Source organism: Deltaproteobacteria bacterium (assembly GCA_016178705.1).
GTDB lineage: Bacteria > Desulfobacterota > Binatia > HRBIN30 > JACQVA1 > JACOST01.
This window is the reverse complement of record JACOST010000024.1, coordinates 39,679-58,435: the sequence shown is the minus strand read 5'-3', so window position 1 is coordinate 58,435 and position 18,757 is coordinate 39,679. Positions and strand designations below refer to the sequence as shown.

Here is an 18,757-nt window from a genome sequence, read left to right as displayed (position 1 = left end):
TGATTACACCCGAGGATTGCAGGCGGCAAGGGAGCGTGCACGAAGCGACACTCAGTAGCGCCAGGGAATAAATTCCCTGGCTGAATCGAGATCAAGTCCACTGAAGTGGACTTCTCAGGGCAGGTCGGCTCCGAGCCGACTTGGGGAAACTCAGCCGGGAAATTCGATTCCCCGCCGCCAGCGTGCAATCATATTGTGCAAGCAGTAGGAGGCGACGCATGCGTCGCCCCTACGTCGCTCGATCGAGAAAACTCGCCACCACTTCGGCAAACTCCTCCGGACGGTCGAGCATGATATGGTGATTCGCACCCTCGACCGTGACCACTTCGAGTTGCGGCGCGGCAACCCGTAGTGCAGCGATGGATTTCTCCGACATCAGCGGACTGGCTCCGCCGCGCACCGCTAAGATGGCACAGTGCAATTGCGCCAGCGCGGGGGCGACATCGTGCGAGCGGATGGCGGCGAGCGCGGCGCGATCGAATTTGAACGTCCAGTGCGTGCCGTCGCTGGTCGGCTTGAGCGCGTGCGTGGCGACGGCGACGAGAATGTCGGGCCGCGCGGAGCTGTCCACCGGCAACAAGCGATACTGTGCAACGCCTTGCTCGAGTGTGCGGTAGCGCGGCTGCGGCATCTGCGCCAGGCGCTTCATGAAGCGCGAGCCGTCGGGGCTGGCTTTGGTGCGCGAGTCGACGATCACCAACGCGGCCAAGCGGTCGGCGATCTCGACTGCGGCCATCGCGGCGATGGTGCCGCCGAGGGAATGGCCGATCAGGCGCAGCGCGCGCAGATCGAAGCGCTCGACGAAGGCGACTACGTCGCGCACGTAGTCCTCGACTTCGTACGCCGGCGGGTCCGCCCATTGGCTGTCGCCGTGGCCGCGCAGATCGAGCGCGATGACGCGAAAGCGATCGGCGACCGTGGGTGCAAACCAGTCCCACCAGTGCGCGTGCGCTGAGCCGCCGTGCAGTAGCAACAGCGGCGGCGCGCCGGTATCGCCCCACTCCAGATAGTGGAGGCGTAGACCGTTCAGGTTGACGAAGCGTTCAGCGGCGTCGCTCATTAGGTCGCGCGCGTCTCCGCACTAATCTGCCGAATGGCGGCGATCTGGGCGGTGAGAATCGGCAGATCTTCGTTCAAGCGCGCGGCCTCTGCTTCGTTGGCGCCGAAATTGGTGGTCTCCTTGATCTGCTGCTCTTCGCGCTCGGCGCGCTCGCTGATCTCGCGCAGTCGGCCGGCGAGCGTGGCAGTGGCGGCGGCGCTCACGGCGGCGACGAGCGACTCGCACCACGCGATCTGAGTTGCGACATCGTGCGTGATGCTGGCATCCAGCGCGGCGAGTCCGGGCACGTACCAGCGATGCCACAGCGAACGGCGCAGCCACTGCGCGCGGCCATCGAGAGCGCGACGGCTGCGGTCGTCCGGCGCGAGTTCGCCGAGCGGCAACTCGGTGCGCGGGCGCGCGGCAGTCGCTGCGCTTGTCCCGAACGCCGCGATCTCCGCGTGAGTGGCTTGGTGCGCGGTGCGGCTACTCGCCGCGACGGCTTCCGCATAAGCGTCGAGCGCGCGCTGCACGGCGGCGTGCAAGTCGACGAAGTCGCCGCGGCGCGCCCAACGCCGCCGCGCGGCTCGCAGCCCGCGGCGGAGGGCGGTGGCATGCTGCGCCGCTGCCGCGCCGTAATCCTGCGCAATGCGCGTCAGTGCCGTATCGAGTTCGGCCCGTCGCGCGCGCTCGCCGGCGGACTCGCGGTCGGTTGCGGCCCGCGCGGTGTCCATCTGTGCGCGCGCGTCGGCGAGGGCGCGATCGAGTGTCGCGCGCCGTTCGGTCAGGATCAGTTCGGCGGCCGTCAATTGCTGCACGACGCGCTTGGCGGCTTCGCGCAGGGCGGCGAGATCGCGATCGGTGGACGCTGCGAAGCGCGCCAACGCTGCGGTGAGCGCCGTGAGCCCGCTGGCTTCGCGCGCCGCCGCATCGCCCGCCTGCGTCGCACGCAAGGCGGCGCGCGCGTCGACTAGAAATAGATCGTGCGCGCCCGCCACCTTGGCGCGCAAGGTATCGCCGTGACGCGTTCGCTCGTCCGCGGTGAGCTCGACACACGCGGCGTCGAGGTTCCACACCACGATCAATTTGCTGATGTCGGTCTGCAAGTCGCCCATGAGATGCCGCGTGAACTGCGTGAAGAGGGCCGGATAGCGCACCACCAGCACCACCGCGTCGAGCGAGCGCAGCGCGTCGGCGGTGACGACGTCGAACTGCGCTTCGCTGCCGACGCCTGGCGTGTCGAGCAGATCGACTTGTCCGCCCATCTGCAGCAGATCGAGCGGTGTCTCCACCACCACCTCGTCGACGGTGGTGCCGCCGTCGCGCATCATGCGTTCGAGATCGCTGACCCGCTCGATCCATTGTTCGCCGACGCGCCAAGCCGTGCTGACGCCGTAGGTGACGCGTACCGGCACCGACGTCAACGGATCGAAGGCGACCGGCGACAGCACCGCCCCCGCGATCGCGTTGAGCAGCGTCGACTTGCCGGCCTTCACTTCGCCGTAGAGAGCAATGCGGACCCGCCGGCGCGCGAACTCGGCGAGCAGCGTATCGAGATCAGTGAGCGTTGTGTCGGGCAGACGAGCAGCGTGCGGGGCGATCGCCGCGCGAGCGCGGCCGATCGCCTGGTTGAGCCCGGTGGCCGCCGTGCCCCACACACGCGTGGGGGCGATCGAGTTGCTGACTTGGATTGCGTCCGGCATGGGTCGCCACTCATACGGGCTGATCGACGCCAGTTCAACTAGGGTTGCGGCTGGCGCGAGGGCGCTGCTTTCGGCTAGACACGTGTAGCCTCTAAGACGAGGCGCGGGGGGAAATCGAGTATGCTCACCGACGCAGAAGCCAAAGAGCAAATCATTCAGATCACCAACGAACTGTTCGCGATGGGCTTGCTCACCGCGACCGGTGGCAACATCAGCGCGCGTTCGAGCGACGACGAGTCGTACTGGATCACGCCGAGCCGCATGTACAAGGGCGGATTGACCGAAGCGGATCTTGTGCGCGTCAAAGCCGACGGCACCGTGCTCGAAGGCGAACGGCCGCCGTCGGTCGAGTATCAAATGCACGGCGAGTGTTACCGCGTGCGCCCGGAGTCAACCGGCGCCGTCCACACGCATGCGCCGATCGCGACCGCTTTCGGGATTTGCAATCAGAAGTTCCCGCCAATCAACACCGATGCCGTGTTCTTGCGTGACACGGTGACCGTGCCGTGGTTCATGCCGGGCTCGCGTGAATTGGCCGACGCGGTTGCCGAAGCGCTCAAGCAAAGCCGCGGCGCGATTCTCCAGAATCACGGATTGATCACGGTTGGCAAGACGCTGCGCGACGCCTCGACGCGCGCAATGATGTTGGAAGAGACCGCCAAGATCGTGCTGTACGTGAAGCAGTTCGGTGGCACGGTCAGTGTGCTGCCGGACGAATGGATCGAGCAACTGGCGAGCATCGCGAACTTCATCTGAGAAGCAAGCCGCTGGGCGATCATGCGCGAACTTGTCGTCATCGTGACCGTGATCGTGCTGGCGGCGTCGCGCGCGGCGATCGCCGCGGACTTCGCCCCGGTCGAATGGCGCTGGACGGAGGGTGCACCGGGTGGCGGGCGCTACTCGCCGCTCGCCGACATCAATCGAACCAACGTGGCGTCGCTGCGCGTCGCCTGGACCTACCGCCACGGTGATGTCTACGACGGCGGCTGGCTACCCGACGCCCCCAACAAGGGCACGGCGTTCGAGTCGACACCCCTTGTCGTCGACGGCCGGCTCATCTTTACCACGCCGTACAACCGCGTGATCGCGCTCGACCCCGAGAGCGGGCGCGAGTTGTGGACGTTCGATCCGAAGATCGACCGAGATCGGCGCTTCGCCAACATGATGATCAATCGCGGCGCCGCCTATTGGAGCGACGCAGCGGCCGACACCCCGTGCGCGCGCCGCGTCTTCCTCGCCACGCTCGACGCGCGGCTGATTGCGCTCGATGCGGCGAGCGGCCATGCGTGCGCGGACTTCGGCGCCAACGGTACGGTTGATCTACTCGCCGGTCTCACGCCCGTCGTCGACGCCTGGGAGTACAACATCACATCGCCGCCAACGGTCGTCGGCGACGTTGTGATCGTCGGCTCGTCGATCGCCGACACGCTGCGCCGCGTCGCGCCGCCCGGTGACGTTCGCGCCTTCGACGTGCGCAGCGGCCGCCTGGTCTGGACGTTCAATACCATCCCGCATCCGGGAGCGTTCGGCAGCGATACCTGGGAGCACGCTAGTGGACACAACTCTGGCGCGGCGAATGTGTGGTCGACGATCACTGCCGATCTAGCTCGCGGCCTCGTCTTCCTTCCGGTGAGTACGCCGAGCCCCGACTTCGACGGGGCCGATCGCCCGGGCGCCAATTTGTTTTCGGACTCGGTCGTCGCACTGCGCGCCGCCACCGGCGAGCGCGTGTGGCACTTCCAGACGGTGCACCACGATCTGTGGGACTACGATCTCGCCGCGCCGCCGGTGTTGGTGCGAATTGCGCGCGATGGGCGCGACGTCGACGCGGTCGTGCAGACGACCAAGACGGGCTTTGTCTTCGTGCTTGATCGCGACACCGGCGCGCCACTGTTTCCGATCGAAGAGCGCGCGGTGCCGCCATCCGACTTGCCGGGCGAGCAGGCGTGGCCGACTCAACCGTTCCCGGTCCTGCCGCCGCCGCTGCTGCCGTCGAAACTCGACGAGCGCGATCTCTGGGACGTCGATGCAAAGCGCTTGGAACGCTGCCGGGCGGAGTTGCGCAGCTTTCGCAACGAAGGTGTGTTCACGCCGCCGAGCCTGCAGGGTACGCTGCTCTATCCGATGACTGGCGGTGGTGTGAACTGGTCGGGTGCCGGCTTCGATCCCGCATCACATCGCCTCTACGTGCCGGTCGGCAACCTCGCCCACGTCCTCCGCCTCAAACAACTGCCGGCGGCGAACGTGACCGCGCCCGACACGACCCGTCCGCTGCACACACTAGAGGGACTGTGGTGGGCATTCACTGGGCGCGGCACGGGGCTGCGGTACTGGACCGATCCGATTCGCGGACGCCGCACATTTGCGGTCGATGGCGTGCCCTGCAACAAGCCGCCCTGGGGGTATCTGGCCGCGCTCGATCTCGATCGCGGCACGCTGGAGTGGAAGGTGCCGAGCGGCGAGGACAAAGGCGTGCAAGGCTTGTTCGGCTACGGACCGGTATTGGTCACCGCTGGCGGCCTGGTGTTTCACGCCGGGACGCGAGAACTGCATCTGCGCGCCCACGACGCGCAAAGCGGTGCGGTGCTGGCGCGTTTCGACTTGCCGGCCGGCTTGCACGCCGGTCCGGTGACGTACAAGCTGCGCCCGGATGGCAAGCAGTACTTGGTGATCGCGCCCGGCGGTCATGTCGGCCTAGGCTCGCAGCTCGGTGACTTCGTGATCGCGTACACCTTGCCTTGACATGGCAGTATGTGGACTGGGAGAGTTGCCAATGCCTGACATCCGAACCTTCTGCCGCGTGTGTGAACCGGCCTGTGGATTGGTCGCGACGGTTGAGAACGATCGCTTGATTGCCGTCAAACCTGATCGCGAGCATCCGATTTCGCAGGGCTGGGCGTGCAACAAGGGCATCGCCACGTTCGACATTCATCAGGATCCGGATCGGTTGTCGTATCCGTTGAAGCGCACTGCCGGCGGCTTCGAACGCATCTCGTGGGATCAGGCGATGCGCGAGATCGCCGACAAGCTGCGTGCGCTGCGCGCGGCGCACGGCGAGTCGGCGACCGCCGCGTATATCGGTAACCCGACCGCGTTCAACGCACTCGCCGGCGATGGCATCGGTGCGTTCTTCGGCGGCCTCGGCACGCGCCAGATCTACAGCGCCGGCACGCAGGACTGCTCCAACAAATTCGCCGGCAGCGAGTTCGTCTACGGATCGAGCACGATCCATCCGCTGCCCGACTTCGATCACACCAACTACGTGCTGATCCTAGGCTCGAATCCGGCGGTGTCGCACATGAGCTTCATCGCGATCGCCGATCCGATGAACGTCCTGCGCGCGGCGCAAGCGCGCGGTTGCAAGATTCGCTTCGTTAATCCGCGTCGCATCGAGTCGGTGAAGTCGGGCGTCGGCGAGCTGATTCAAATCAAGCCCGACACCGACGTGTACTTTCTGGCCGCGCTGCTCCACGAGCTCGACCGCATCGGCGGGTTCGACGAAGCGGTGATCGCGGCGCACGGCCAACACATCGAAGGGCTGCGCGCGTTCATCGCGCCGTATGCACCCGAACAGGTGGCGCGGGTCACCGGCGTGTCGGCGGCAACGATGCGAGAAATTGCGCGCGACTGGAAAGCCGCCGACGGGGCGTCGGTGACGATGTCGACCGGCCTTAACATGGGACGCCAGGGCACGCTCTGTTATTGGCTGGTGCAGATGTTGTCGTTCGTCACCGGCAACCTCGATCGCCGCGGTGGCAACCTCGAATCGATCGGCTACTATCCGAGCGCTCCGCGCGCGGGCCGCGCCGATCCAGCGCGGGCGTTCTTCGACAGTCGCTTCGGCCGCATCCGTCACGTGCGTGGTTCGCTGCCGGGTACGCTGTTGGCCGAAGAGATCCTCACGCCCGGAGCGGGTCAGGTGCGCGCGCTGTTCGTGGTGGCGGGCAATCCGTTGCTGTCGATGCCGAACGAGCGGCGTCTGCACGCCGCGCTGGAGTCGCTCGAACTGCTCGTGTGCGTCGACATCTATCGCAACGCGACCGCTGAACTCGCGCACTACGTGTTGCCCGCCACCGATCAGTTCGAACGCCCCGACGTGACCTACGCTGGTCTTGGCCTGCAACATCGGCCGCACGTGCAGTACACCGACCGTGTCGTGCCGCCGGCCGGCGAGCGGCGCGAAGAGTGGTGGATCTTCGCACGCCTGTGCCGCGAGATGGGCTTCAAAGGTCCGCTCGACGAAGGGGACGAACCGCACGTCTTTGCGCGTATCGAACGCATGTTGGAGAAGCGTGACCTCACGCTCGAACAGCTCAAAGCCGCGCCCGGCGGCGTCGTGTTGCCCGCGCACGAGCCGGGGCACTTCTTCGACGCGATCATTCAAACTCCCGATCAGCGGGTGGATTGTTGCCCACCGTTGTTCGCCGACGCGTTGCGCGCCGCCGCGCAACAGTTCGCCGAGTTGGCGTCGGAATCGCGCGAGCAGTTGCGGATGATCACCAAGCGCGACCGCTTCATGCACAACTCGTGGTTCCACAACGTGGAGAAGATGAAGCACGGCGCGCGCGCGCGAAACTGGGTGTTCATGCATCCCGATGATGTCACGCGGCTGGGATTTCGCGACGGCGAGGTCGTGCGTGTCGCGACCGATATCGATGCGATCGAACTGCCCGTGCGTAGCGATCCCGATCTCATGCCCGGCGTGGTGGCGGTGACGCACGGCTGGGGGCACGCCGGCGTCAGCGGTATGCGCGTTGCGCAGGAACGACCGGGCGTGAATCCGAACCGCCTGTTACGCAGCGGACCAGGCAGTTACGAACCGCTGGGCAACATGACTCGCATGACGGGTGTGCCGGTCAGCGTTGAACCGCTAGCCGCGCAGGCGCGGCCAGTCTCATAGCCGCTACTCGCCCGCTTCGCGGAGAGTGACGGCCGGCGTCGGTTCGAGCGGCAGAGAGACGATGAATTCCGAGCCGCGGCCGATCTCACTGTGGACCGCGATCGTGCCGCCGAGCGCTTCGATCAATCGCCGCACGATGTAGAGGCCGAGCCCGACGCCACCGCTCTGCAGCGGCCGTGACTGGCCGTTGATCTGATGAAACATTTCGAAGATGCGTGGCAGCTCGGCTTCCGGGATGCCAGGCCCGGTATCGCGCACGACGAGATCGAGTGCGCGCGTCGCCGGCCGCGAGGTGACAGCGATGCTGACGCAGCCCCGCCCGGTGTATTTCAGCGCGTTGTGGACCAGGTTGCGCACGATCATCTCGACTTTGGCGCGATCGCTACGAATGACAATGTGATCGTGCGTACTGTCGAAGTCGAGTTCGACGTCGCTGAGCCGCCACGCGGCGGGGATGGCATTTTGCACGCTACGGAGCACTTCGCCGATGGTGAAATCTTCGATCGTCAGCGGCACGCGCCCACTCTCGAGACGATTGATGTCGAGGATGTCCTGAATCAGGTCGAGCAGGTGGAGCGAGCGTGCGCGCAGCCGTGTCAGCGCGTCGTCTTGCTCGGAGTTGAGGTCGCCCAGCGTGCGGTCGATCAGCAGGTCGGTGTAGCCGAGGATGACGTTGAGGGGCGTGCGCAACTCGTGGGACACGGTGGCGACGAACTCGGATTTCATCTGGTTCGCCGCGCGCGCGGCTTCCATCAAGCGAGCGTTCTCCAATGCCGCCGCCGCGTGCTGAGCAAAGCCGCGCAACAAGCGGTGTTGCGCGGCACTGAATGGCCCGCGCTGTTCGCCGTAGCCCCCCATGATGGCGCCGATCAAGTGTCGGCCGCTGGCGATGGTGGCGAAGAGGATCGAGCGAATCCGCCAGCGCTCCAACAGGGCGCGGGGGACGAGATCCTGGGTGTCGCGGTCGGCGATTTCAACCACGCCCTCGCGTTCCAATACGGCGTGCAGCGGAAATGCGCCGCGCACGAGCTCGACGGCGCGGATCTCGTCAGTCACATCGTCGCCTTGGCGACCTCCGCTGAGGGCCGCCATGCGGAACACGTTGCGCGTCTCATCGAGCAGATAGGTGCCGGCGAAATCAACGCCGAGCGCCTGATGGAACTGGGTAGTGAGCTGCTCGGCAGTGGCCCGCGGGTCGTGCAGCGCCGCGTTCAACGCTTGCGTGAGATTGAGCAGCGCGTTGGAAAACTCCGCCTCCTGCCGTTGCAACTCATTGGCGTGACGCAACTCGGCATCGTGACGAAACGCGAGCCAGCGATGCTGATCGAGCAAGTGCGCACCCAACGTGGTGAGCAGTGCCGCCGTTGTCAGCGAGAAGAGTCCGTAGACCACCGGAAGAGAAGGGACGGTGCTGCTCACCAGTGCAAGGACAAAGGTCACGACCGCCGCCACACTGGCGCACGACTGTCCGAGGGCGCCCCACGGGTAGACGACCGCCGTGCCGGCAAGAAACAGGATCAGACCGATCGCATGCATCTCGGTGCTGCCGTGGGTGAGGATGAAGTACCAGCCAATGCAGCTGATCAACGCGGCGGTGGCGGCGATGGTGATCGGCCAGGCCGCGCCCGCGCGGTGGCGTGCACTCACGACCTGTAGCGTGCACACTACGAGTTCGACAGGAAGCACCAGCAAGAGTGCGTGGCGGCGCCCGCGAAAAAACCAGGCTTCGATCAGGCTGGCACTGCCGATGAAGAACACGAACAGCAGCGACATCAGCGGTACGCGGTCGGCAATCGAGCGGATGCGTGCCGACCTATACCCGGCGATGGTGACGTCGTCGGCCGCCGCCGACTCCTCGCCTTCGCGGTCTAGCAGCGTGCGCCACAAGCTCCTTCCCGCTTGCGTCATGTGGGGCGGCTTCTAGCACCGGCTTGCAATGAGGAAAACCCTCGCATCGCGCACAGCAACGTGTGGTCTTTCTTGTCACCGCACTTCCTTGTAGCAGGACACGCCATGGCTGCGTCGCGCTCGCCGCTGCGATCGGTGCGCTTGCCCGTCCCACAAGTGGCGGCGTTTCAGCGCCGCTTGCTGCGCTGGTACCAACGCGCCGGACGCGATTTGCCGTGGCGCCGTACGCGTGATCCGTATCGCATTCTGGTCTCCGAGATCATGTTGCAACAGACCCAGGTGGATCGCGTGCGCGACTTCTATCATCGCTTCCTGCGCCGCTACCCGAACTTCGAGGAACTCGCCGATGCCGGCGCCGGCGAAGTGCGCGAAGCCTGGGACGGCCTCGGCTACTACGCCCGCGCACGCAATCTGCACCGCACCGCGCGGCAAGTGGTGCGACAGCACGGCGGCCGCCTGCCCGACGATGCCGACACCATCCGCCAACTCCCCGGCATCGGGCGCTACACGGCTGGCGCCGTGCTCAGTATCGCGTATGGAAAAGATGCGGCGATTCTCGACACCAACGCTGCCCGCGTCCTTGCCCGCGTGTTCGGCATTGCTCGCCGCGGCTCGAAGAGTCGGCAGCAGCGCCGCTTGTGGCTGGTGGCCGAAGCGGTCACGCCAGCCGGCAAGGCTGCGGATTTCAATCAGGCGATCATGGACCTCGGCGCGACGATTTGCCGCGCGCGCCAACCCGAGTGCGTGCGCTGTCCGGTGCGAGGGATTTGTAAAGAAGGTGCGAAGCGGATTGGGGTGACTCAACCCTGAGGGATCGACTCCGCCGCTGCGCCGTTGCCCGTCGCGCAATAGAGGGAATGGTTTTCCCATTCGCGGCGCCGGATCGAATATCGATAGCGGTCGATCGGACGCCCATGCTCGAAGCGCGCGCGATACAGAATCATGTCGCGAATCATGCCGAGCTTTTCCATCGTGCGGTACGAGCGTCGATTGGCTACGTCGCAGATCGCCTGAATGCGGCGCATCGCCAGCACCAGGAAGCCATAGTTGATGGCCAGGCGACTGGCTTCGACATTCAAGCCCTGTCCCCAATAGGGGCGCGCGATCGTGTAGCCAATCTCGCCGACGCGCCACAGTCGACTGACCAGGCGCAAGTCGATGGCGCCGATGACGCGCCCGATGTCGCACAGTTCGACAGCAAACGTGCGCAACCCGTCGCGTTCTTCCATGCAGCGGCGGATGTAGAGCGCGCTGTCGCGCCGGTTGCGATGGGGATCCCACTCGACGTAGCGCGTGATCTCCGGATCGGAGGCGTAGGCGAAGACGGCTTCGACATCCGTCAGGCTAAACGAGCGCAAGCGCACCCGCTCGCCTTCCAGCAGCGTAACGGCGGGAATGTCTTCGGAACGCGTCAGGTGAGCCTCCGCGGACAGGGCCTCACACGTAACCGGCGGAAGCCAAGTGCTCGGCGACCAACACCGAACCCTTGGCTGCGCCCATCTTGGTGTTGTGCGAGACCAGGACGAACTTGAGGCCGTTCTCGATGGCGTGGTCGGCGCGCACGCGACCGACGCTGGTGGCCATGCCGCCATCGACATCGCGATCCAGCCGCGGCTGCGGCCGAAAGGGATCGTCGTGGACGATGATCAAATTGCGCGGCGCCGACGGCAAAGCAAGCTTCGCGAAGTCGCCACCGAACTCCCGCATCACTTGCTTCGCGGCGTCGACGCTGCACGGCCGCTCGGTCGCGATCACCACCGATTCGGTGTGGCCCTCGATCACTGCCGCGCGCGTACAGGTGGCGCTGACCGGGAACGGCGCGGCCACGATCCCGCCCTCGACCAGGCGGCCGAGAATCTTGCCGGTCTCCTTCGACACCTTTTCTTCTTCGCCGTGAACATATGGGATGATGTTGTCGACGATGTCGAGCCCGATCACGCCGGGCGAACGGCCGGCACCCGACAGCCCTTGCATAGACGTCATGAAGCAGCGTGTAATGCCGAACGCGTCGTAGAGCGGTTTGATCGCGATCACCATCCCGATGGTGGTGCAGTTCGGCAGCGGCGTGATGAACCCCTTCCAACCATGGTGGCGGCGCTGCAAGTCGAGCAGCCCGATGTGGTCGAGGTTCACACCGGGCACGAGAATGGGCACGTCGTCGTGATAGCGGAACGCCGAGGCGTTGCTCACCACCGGCGTGGTGGCGGCATACTTCGGTTCGAGTTCGCGAGCAACGTCGGACTCGACGGCGCTGAAGACGAGATCGATTCCTCTCAGATTCAGTTCGGCGGCGTCTTGCACCGACAGTTGCATCATCGCGTCGGGCGGTTCCTCGTTGCACCACCAACGGCGGGCGCCGGTGGCGGGGTCGCGGATGGCTTGCGCGTACGTCTTGCCGGCCGAGCGCGATGAGGCGGCGAGCGCCGCCACCTCGAACCACGGGTGCCGATCGAGCGCGACCAGGAATTGTTGTCCGGCGATGCCGGTGGCGCCAACTACGGCGACTTTCTTTTTCACGAGCGATGCTCCTCCCACCAATTCTGCTGCCAGGATAAACGCGACCGCTGTGCCGTTGTCAACGGGAATCGCGCGACGTTCTACGAGAGTTGGCACGAGCGCGCCCCACGAGGGATGTCCAGGCAGCCGCCGTGAAACCGCAGCGGTGAAAGCACCACGTTGACTCACTGCGGCGCGGGTCGTACAGACGCGAGGCAGCAGCAGAGCTTCGACCTCGCCGGCATCGCCACCTTTGCGGCCGCGCGTGAACGTGAGGAACGGAAAAGGAGGAGACCATGACTGCAGAAAAGAAGATCGCCTACGTGCAGGCCACCTGGCACACCGATATTACCGACCGCTGCAAGCAGGCGTTCGTCGCGGAACTCGCGACGCATGGCTACGACGAGACCGGCATCGAGTTCTTTTCCACGCCCGGCAGCCTCGAGATTCCGCTCATGGCCAAGAAGCTCGCCAAGACCGGCCGCTTCGCGGCGGTGTGCGCGAGCGGCTTCGTGATCGACGGTGGGGTTTATCGCCACGAGTTCGTCGCGCAAGCGGTCCTGCAAGGGATCATGCAGACGTCGCTCGAAACGGAAGTTCCCATCCTCTCGGCCGTCCTCACACCGCACGATTTCCACGAGCACGCCGTGCATCAGGATTTCTTCCGCGAGCATATGGCGACGAAGGGCCGCGAACTCGCGGATGCGTGCGTGTCGATCATCGAGAAACTTGCCGCTGTCGCGTAAGCGCGATGCGTGCGCTGCAGAACAAGGTCGCCGTGATCACCGGTGCGGCGTCGGGAATCGGCCGTGCAATCGCGGAACGATTTGCCGCGGAAGGTGCGGCGGTGGTGATCGGCGATGTGCGAGAGCCAGATGGAGCAGCGGTGGTGGAGAATATCACCGCTGCGGATGGCAACGCGTTCTTCCTCCGCACGGATGTCACCGACAGCGCGCAAGTGCGTGCGTTGATCGCGGCGACTGAGTCGCGCCACGGCCGTCTCGATGTGCTGGTAGCCGCAGCGGGTATCGGCGGTGGCAGTGCGACGACCGTCGACTGCAGCGAGGCTGACTTCGATCATGTGATTGCCGTCAACTTGCGCGGTGTGTTCCTCACCATGAAATATGCGCTGTCGGCGATGCAGCGAGCGGGGCAGGGCGCCATCGTCAGCATCGCCTCAGTCTTGGGACTCGTCGGCCTGCCGCGCACGCCGGGCTACTCGGCGGCAAAGGGTGGTGTGATCCAACTCATGCGCACCGCCGCGGTGGAATATGCGCAGCACGGTATTCGTGTGAACTGCATTTGCCCCGGTATGATCGACACGCCAATGGCGCGCGCGGCGGGTGACCTGGCGATGCAGCAGTTCGCTACATTGCAGCCGCTCGGCCGCGTTGGTACCGCCGACGAGGTCGCGGCGGCCGCCGTGTTTCTCGCCAGCGATCAGGCGGCGTTCGTCACCGGCGCCGCCTTCGTCATTGACGGCGGGTTCACCGCGCAGTAACGAGGCATTGTTGAAACTGAGTCTGTGACCGGTCGGAACTTTTCTCGACAAGCGAAAACGATTCTGTTTAGATGCGCGACGCTTTGACCCAATCGCAACTTCAACCGGCGCCCGCGGTGCGGCGCGACGGATCGGATAGGGAGCAGGCAGTCATGGGCGATTTCACCGCCGCGTACGTACGTCGTGCGCTCGAGCCGCGATTGCAGGGACACGGCACCATCGAGGTGAAGAAGTCCGGCCAGTGGGGGGTCACGATCGTGCACCGCTACGTCAGCGAGTGGAACGGTCGCGAGGTCTCGATGCCGATCGCGCAGTTGCGCGCCAACGGTATGCGGATGCAACTCTATTGGAAGCGTGCGAACGGACGGTGGACCGCGTACGAGAGCAACGCCCACGGGCCGTTTGTCGATTCACTCGACGGCTGTCTGAAGGAGATCGATAGCGATCGCTGGGGTTGCTTCTGGGGCTGATCTCGCCGACTCGTCCCCGGCCACGTGACGTGACAGGAGGAGTGCGATGCCAGCAATGAAGTTCGGGCTGTTCTTTCCGCAAGTCGGGATTCCGTTCCCGCTCATTCGGCAGCGCGCGCAACTCGCCGACCGCCTCGGCTACGATTCGATCTTCTTCGTCGATCATATGTGGAGCCGCGGGTTGCCGGACATGGACCACCTCGAAGCGTGGACGGTGATGGCGGCAACCGCGGCGATCACCGAACGCTTGAAAATCGGCACGCTGGTGTTGTGCAACTCCTACCGCAACCCGGCCTTGTTGGCGAAGATGGCGGCGAGCCTCGACGCCGTCAGCAACGGCCGCTTGATCTTCGGTATCGGCGCCGGTTGGATGGATGAAGAGTATCGGGCGTACGGCTATCCATTCCCATCAGTGCGCACGCGCATCGAGCAACTCGACGAAGGCCTGGAGATCATCACGCGGATGTTCCGCGAACCTCGCGCGACGTTTCAGGGCAAGTACTACGCGGTCGCGGATGCCGCGAACAATCCGAAGCCGGCGCAGCAGCCGCATCCGCCGATCCTGATTGGTGGTGCCGGAGAGAAACGCCTGCTGCGCGTCGTCGCACGCCACGCAGACATCTGGAACTGCCCCAACAATGTCGCCACCGAATTGCCCCACAAGCTCGACGTGCTGCGCGAGCACTGCGCGACCATCAAGCGCGATCCCAACGAGATTGAGGTTTCCGAGCAGTGCGTCGTGGTGCTCGGCAAAGACGACGCCGACTTCAAGCAGAAGTGGGAATTCGCCACCCGCGCGCTCGGCCGCGTCTTCGATCTCGAGAAGACCGCCTTCCGCGGTACGCCGCAGCAGGTCATCGACCAGCTTCACAAACGCCGCGAACAAGGCGTGACGTTCTTCACTATGCTGTTCGGGGATTTTCATCGGCCAGAGACCTTGGAGCTGTTCGCGGAAAAGGTCGCACCCGCGTGCCGGTGAAGGACCGCGTCCTCCGAGCCCTTCGCCCAGTCGCCAAGTGGACATCTCGATTGTCGTCCCGACGCTGAACGAAGAAGCTACCCTTGCGGCAACGCTGGCGCATGCCCGCGCGCCGGCGGTGCGCGAGATCATCGTCGTCGATGGTGGCAGCACCGACGCGACGGGTGTCGTTGCCGCCGCTGCTGCGGACCGTGTCTTGAACGCGCCGCGTGGCCGCGCCGCGCAGATGAACGCCGGCGCCGCGGTTGCCGCTGGGGAGGTGCTGCTGTTTCTACACGCCGACACGTTGCTGCCGGCGGGGTTCGATGCCGCCGTCGTAGCGGCGCTCGCGAACGACGCTGTCGTCGGTGGCCGCTTTGACGTCGCGCTGATGCCCAGCACTCCGTTGCTCCGAATCGTTGGCGCACTGATCAATCTGCGTTCGCGCCTCAGCCGTATCGCCACCGGTGATCAAGCGATATTCGTCCGCCGTTGTGTGTTCGAAGAGCTGGGCGGGTTTCCATTGATTCCGCTGATGGAGGATCTCGCCTTCAGCCGCACGCTGAAGCGCTGCGGCCGCGTTGCCTGTATCCGGCTGAAGGTTGTGACCTCGTCGCGGCGCTGGGTCAGGGGCGGCGTGATCCGCACCATCGTACTGATGTGGTGGCTGCGCTTGCTGTACTTCTGCGGCGTCTCGCCGGCGCGTTTGCGCCGCATTTACGCCGACACGCGGTGATGGGAGCACTAACGGGAGTTGCCGCGTTGATCGCCCTACGCTAAGCGCTCGCGCCGTGAGCGACGACGAGCGCGAAGAAGAATGGTGGCTCGGTGGCGAGCGCCCATCGTGGCGTGATCTGCTGGCGGCAATCGCGTGGCTGACCGCGCTGCCAGTTGGAGTCATGGCTCCCGTTCGTCAGGGGACCGCAGCGCTATTCTATCCGATCGTCGGCTTGGCCATTGGTGCGTGCTGGGCGTTGTGCGATCGCGCAGCGGTTGAGTTTGTGCCCGCGTTCCCACGTGCGCTGCTAGTGCTCGGAGTGTGGCTGGTCGCGACCGGCGGACGCTATGCGGCGGGTGTCGCGCGCACCTGCGCAGCAGTGGTCGGCGGCAACCGGCAACGAGGGCTCGAATCGATGGCAGGCCCAGCTCTCACGCTGCCTGGCTGCATCGGGATGCTGGGGATGCTTGCGGCGCAATTGTGGAGCTTAGTGGCGCTGGATCGCTTGCGTTTGCCGGCGCTATTGTATGCACCGATGCTGGCGGCGTGGAGCGTCGTCGTGTTGGTGCATGGCTCGCGTGCCGCTCGGACGGACGGCCGGCGTGTGAAGTACGCGCCGGCCGTCAGCTTCCGCGAGTTCGCCGTGGCCAGCGTGATCACGTTCGGCGTGCTGTTCTCGCTATCGCAGGCCGTCGGGATTTTGGTTGGGGTCGTCGTCGGGGCGGCAATCGTGGGAATTCGAGTCGGGCTGCACGGTTGGCTCGACGGACTCACCGAGGCTTCCGTGCGCGCCAGTGCTGACATCACGCTCACGCTTACGCTGGCGGTGTTTGCGGCGTTCCCTGCCGCAAGTTGAGCGAATGCCCCTACTCTCGCTGATGAATCCTTGACTTCCAGAAGTGAAGGTGAGACCATCCGCCCGCTTTTGGGGTTTTGGGCGGCCGACTCGCGGAGGAGAGGCTATGTCGATAGGAATGCACGGTCAACGGACTGGATTCGGGATGCGGCTGCTTGCGGTTGCAGTGTCGTGCGCCATGGTGGGCGCCCCGGCGCTCGCCGCGAGCCGGGCGACTCTGGGCGGCAAGATTGTCAACGCCGCGGGAAAGCCGGTGGGTGGTGCCACGGTGCTCGTGCTGCGGCCGGGCTCCGATTCGGTGCTGTTCTCCACCACCAGCGGAGACAACGGGCTGTACGCTGTTGAGGGTGTCGCCGTTGGTACCTACAACGTGAAGGTCGTAGCTCCCGCCCCCCTACGCGGCGACACGGTAAAGGCCGAATTGGGCGAGAAGGGCCTGATCGTCAACTGGCGTCTATCGGCCAACGACAAGGCTGCGGCGATCGCGGTTCCCGGCAAAGTCGGCGGCGAAGAGAGCGAGTTGTGCTCCCCGGTGCAAATCGGCGAGTACGAAATCAATCGCTGCTACTTGATTGGCGGCGTGGCGTTGGTTGGTCTCGGCGTCGGCCTCGGCGTCGGATTGAGCGGCGGCGGCGGTGGCGGTGGCGGCGGAGAGGGCAATGCAACTCTGACGCCCACCGGGGGAGAGGGCCATGGGACCCCAACGATCACCGGCACACGGCCAACCGCAACGATCACCGGCACACGCCCAGTGGAGGCGACCCCTACGAGCACTACACCACCGACTGCGACGGGCACACGGACGTCGCCGACCCCGACTGGCAGCGTGCCACCGAGCCCGACGGCGACGACGCCACCGACGGCAACGCTCACCTTGGTGCCGACGCTGACGCCTACCACCCCGGTTGGGCCAACGGCATCACCGACATGTGAGACGTGTAATCGGTAGTCGCGAGTGGCGCCGGCTCAGCCGGCCCCTTGTCCCGCAATCAACAGGGAGGCGCAGTTGGCCTCCCTGTTTTTTTTCTGTCGGATCGGGCAGTATGCAGCGTGACCGGACTTGAGAACGTGAATCAAAGAGACATATTCCACCGCACACCGCGCCTGATCGGCCTCGCCCTCATGGTGTCCGCTACGATCGCCTTGCTCGGCTGTCCGCCGCCACAGCAGCGCTGGATGGCCGGCATGAACACCGGCCCCGGCGTGATCACGCCCGCCGATGAAGACGTGCGCGCCAGTCGCCAACGACTCGAAGACTTGCGCCGCGAACGCGAAGCCGCCGGCATCGGCCGCGACTACCACATCGGCCCCGGCGACTTGGTCGAGATCAACGTCTTCGATACCGAGGACCTCGACCGCACCGTGCGCGTCTCTGGCGCAGGTTACGTAACGTTGCCGCTGATCGGTGCGATCAAGGCCGACGGCCTCACTGAACGCGAACTCGAAGCCGACATCACTCAGCACCTCGAGGCGAAGTTCATCAGAAACCCGCAGGTCAACGTCTTCGTGCAGGACTACGGCAGCCAGAAGGTTTCGGTCATGGGCGCGGTCCTGCGGCCGGGTCAGTACAGCCTTACCAAGGACAAGAACACCATCCTCGACATGCTGTCCGAGGCGGGTGGACTGGCGCGCGACGCCGGCAGTCGCATCTATCTGTTGCCCGGCGAGCGCATCGACCATGCGAAGATCGCCATGCTGGCCAGCGCCGAGCGCCTCGGTGTCGGCGATCGCGCTGTGGTCAGTGACGCGCTCGACGCCAGCAGCGATCCAATCGTCATCGATGTGCGCGACATCCTTGACGCCGGCACTCAGACCGCGCTGACCTTGCCGTCGCGCGCGGGTGATGTGATTGTCGTTCCCGAAGGCGGACAGTTCCTCGTCGATGGGTGGGTCGAGAAGCCTGGTTCCTATCCGCTGACCCGCGGCGTCAGCGTGCTCGGCGCGGTGACCGCCGCCGGCGGCCCGCTCTATCCGGCGGCGACCAGCGAGGTGCAGGTGGTGCGCACGCAGCGCAACGGTACGCGCATGACGCTGAGCGCAGATTTGAAAGGAATCATGGACGGCAGAGGACAGGACATTCCACTCGAGGCCGGCGATATCGTCTACGTGCCCGCCAACGCCTTGAAGGTGCCGCTTTACGCGCTCTATTACGTGGTGACCAATGTCTTCCGGGTCGCCGGAACTATCCCCATTTTGTGAGCGACGCCG

The 18,757-nt window shown here is 65.3% G+C and carries 17 protein-coding genes; 12 read left to right on the top strand and 5 right to left on the bottom strand.

What is annotated here, in order from left to right:
• Window positions 1-229: 229 nt before the first annotated feature.
• Together HYR72_16030 and HYR72_16025 are read right to left on the bottom strand one after the other, a co-directional pair.
• Window positions 230-1,060: an alpha/beta hydrolase gene (locus HYR72_16030; protein MBI1816488.1), complete on the bottom strand. Its 831-nt coding sequence runs from the start codon at window positions 1,058-1,060 to the stop codon at window positions 230-232.
• A complete protein-coding gene (locus HYR72_16025) occupies window positions 1,060-2,742 on the bottom strand; it encodes a dynamin family protein (GenBank protein MBI1816487.1) in 1,683 nt (560 codons plus the stop codon). The genes HYR72_16030 and HYR72_16025 overlap by 1 nt, the downstream gene beginning before the upstream one ends.
• Window positions 2,743-2,862: 120 nt before the next feature.
• Between HYR72_16025 and HYR72_16020 the strand changes: the two genes are divergently transcribed.
• Genes HYR72_16020 through HYR72_16010 form a run of 3 tightly spaced genes read left to right on the top strand, consistent with a single transcriptional unit; the run spans window position 2,863 to window position 7,642 of the window.
• Window positions 2,863-3,498: a class II aldolase/adducin family protein gene (locus tag HYR72_16020; protein MBI1816486.1), complete on the top strand. Its 636-nt coding sequence runs from the start codon at window positions 2,863-2,865 to the stop codon at window positions 3,496-3,498.
• A 21-nt stretch (window positions 3,499-3,519) separates the two neighbouring features.
• Window positions 3,520-5,484: a pyrroloquinoline quinone-dependent dehydrogenase gene (locus HYR72_16015; protein ID MBI1816485.1), complete on the top strand. Its 1,965-nt coding sequence runs from the start codon at window positions 3,520-3,522 to the stop codon at window positions 5,482-5,484.
• Between the two features lie 31 nt (window positions 5,485-5,515).
• The gene (locus HYR72_16010; GenBank protein MBI1816484.1) at window positions 5,516-7,642 is read left to right on the top strand and encodes a molybdopterin-dependent oxidoreductase; all 2,127 of its coding nucleotides are present in this window, start codon (window positions 5,516-5,518) and stop codon (window positions 7,640-7,642) included.
• Window positions 7,643-7,645: 3 nt separating this feature from the next.
• Here the strand turns inward: HYR72_16010 and HYR72_16005 are convergent, their stop codons facing one another.
• The gene (locus HYR72_16005) at window positions 7,646-9,550 is read right to left on the bottom strand and encodes a HAMP domain-containing histidine kinase (protein ID MBI1816483.1); all 1,905 of its coding nucleotides are present in this window, start codon (window positions 9,548-9,550) and stop codon (window positions 7,646-7,648) included.
• A 177-nt stretch (window positions 9,551-9,727) separates the two neighbouring features.
• On the opposite strand from HYR72_16005, the gene HYR72_16000 reads away from it, so the two are divergent.
• A complete protein-coding gene (locus HYR72_16000) occupies window positions 9,728-10,360 on the top strand; it encodes an A/G-specific adenine glycosylase (GenBank protein MBI1816482.1) in 633 nt (210 codons plus the stop codon).
• On the opposite strand, the gene HYR72_15995 is transcribed toward HYR72_16000, so the two are convergent.
• On the bottom strand, window positions 10,351-10,914 hold the full coding sequence (locus HYR72_15995) for a GNAT family N-acetyltransferase (protein ID MBI1816481.1): 564 nt from the start codon (window positions 10,912-10,914) through the stop codon (window positions 10,351-10,353). The genes HYR72_16000 and HYR72_15995 overlap by 10 nt on opposite strands.
• A gap of 73 nt (window positions 10,915-10,987) precedes the next feature.
• A complete protein-coding gene (gene asd / locus HYR72_15990) occupies window positions 10,988-12,067 on the bottom strand; it encodes an aspartate-semialdehyde dehydrogenase (GenBank protein MBI1816480.1) in 1,080 nt (359 codons plus the stop codon).
• A 275-nt stretch (window positions 12,068-12,342) separates the two neighbouring features.
• Between asd and HYR72_15985 the strand changes: the two genes are divergently transcribed.
• The 8 genes from HYR72_15985 (at window position 12,343) to HYR72_15950 (ending at window position 18,748) form a co-directional block, all read left to right on the top strand.
• The gene (locus HYR72_15985; protein MBI1816479.1) at window positions 12,343-12,792 is read left to right on the top strand and encodes a 6,7-dimethyl-8-ribityllumazine synthase; all 450 of its coding nucleotides are present in this window, start codon (window positions 12,343-12,345) and stop codon (window positions 12,790-12,792) included.
• Window positions 12,793-12,797: 5 nt separating this feature from the next.
• On the top strand, window positions 12,798-13,547 hold the full coding sequence (locus HYR72_15980; GenBank protein MBI1816478.1) for an SDR family oxidoreductase: 750 nt from the start codon (window positions 12,798-12,800) through the stop codon (window positions 13,545-13,547).
• A gap of 71 nt (window positions 13,548-13,618) precedes the next feature.
• Window positions 13,619-14,017, top strand: a complete 399-nt coding sequence (locus HYR72_15975) for a DUF3024 domain-containing protein (GenBank protein MBI1816477.1) — start codon at window positions 13,619-13,621, stop codon at window positions 14,015-14,017.
• A 46-nt stretch (window positions 14,018-14,063) separates the two neighbouring features.
• Entirely contained in the window at window positions 14,064-14,996 is a 933-nt protein-coding gene (locus HYR72_15970; protein MBI1816476.1) for a TIGR03560 family F420-dependent LLM class oxidoreductase, read from the top strand.
• Window positions 14,997-15,033: 37 nt separating this feature from the next.
• Window positions 15,034-15,711: a TIGR04283 family arsenosugar biosynthesis glycosyltransferase gene (locus HYR72_15965; protein ID MBI1816475.1), complete on the top strand. Its 678-nt coding sequence runs from the start codon at window positions 15,034-15,036 to the stop codon at window positions 15,709-15,711.
• A gap of 55 nt (window positions 15,712-15,766) precedes the next feature.
• Window positions 15,767-16,549: an adenosylcobinamide-GDP ribazoletransferase gene (locus HYR72_15960; protein ID MBI1816474.1), complete on the top strand. Its 783-nt coding sequence runs from the start codon at window positions 15,767-15,769 to the stop codon at window positions 16,547-16,549.
• A 106-nt stretch (window positions 16,550-16,655) separates the two neighbouring features.
• The gene (locus HYR72_15955; GenBank protein MBI1816473.1) at window positions 16,656-17,498 is read left to right on the top strand and encodes a carboxypeptidase regulatory-like domain-containing protein; all 843 of its coding nucleotides are present in this window, start codon (window positions 16,656-16,658) and stop codon (window positions 17,496-17,498) included.
• A gap of 101 nt (window positions 17,499-17,599) precedes the next feature.
• Window positions 17,600-18,748, top strand: coding sequence for a polysaccharide biosynthesis/export family protein (locus HYR72_15950; protein MBI1816472.1), 1,149 nt, complete (start codon window positions 17,600-17,602; stop codon window positions 18,746-18,748).
• The last annotated feature ends 9 nt before the right edge of the window (window positions 18,749-18,757 follow it).

Bases quoted from the DNA above. Each gene is read 5' to 3' on its own strand.
- HYR72_16010 (MBI1816484.1), top strand. From the start codon at position 5,516: ATGCCTGACATCCGAACCTTCTGCCGCGTGTGTGAACCGGCCTGTGGA.
- HYR72_16030 (MBI1816488.1), bottom strand. From the start codon at position 1,060: ATGAGCGACGCCGCTGAACGCTTCGTCAACCTGAACGGTCTACGCCTC.
- HYR72_15955 (MBI1816473.1), top strand. From the start codon at position 16,656: ATGTCGATAGGAATGCACGGTCAACGGACTGGATTCGGGATGCGGCTG.
- HYR72_16020 (MBI1816486.1), top strand. From the start codon at position 2,863: ATGCTCACCGACGCAGAAGCCAAAGAGCAAATCATTCAGATCACCAAC.
- HYR72_15980 (MBI1816478.1), top strand. From the start codon at position 12,798: ATGCGTGCGCTGCAGAACAAGGTCGCCGTGATCACCGGTGCGGCGTCG.
- HYR72_16015 (MBI1816485.1), top strand. From the start codon at position 3,520: ATGCGCGAACTTGTCGTCATCGTGACCGTGATCGTGCTGGCGGCGTCG.
- HYR72_15975 (MBI1816477.1), top strand. From the start codon at position 13,619: ATGCGCGACGCTTTGACCCAATCGCAACTTCAACCGGCGCCCGCGGTG.
- HYR72_15970 (MBI1816476.1), top strand. From the start codon at position 14,064: ATGCCAGCAATGAAGTTCGGGCTGTTCTTTCCGCAAGTCGGGATTCCG.
- HYR72_16005 (MBI1816483.1), bottom strand. From the start codon at position 9,550: ATGACGCAAGCGGGAAGGAGCTTGTGGCGCACGCTGCTAGACCGCGAA.
- HYR72_15985 (MBI1816479.1), top strand. From the start codon at position 12,343: ATGACTGCAGAAAAGAAGATCGCCTACGTGCAGGCCACCTGGCACACC.
- HYR72_16025 (MBI1816487.1), bottom strand. From the start codon at position 2,742: ATGCCGGACGCAATCCAAGTCAGCAACTCGATCGCCCCCACGCGTGTG.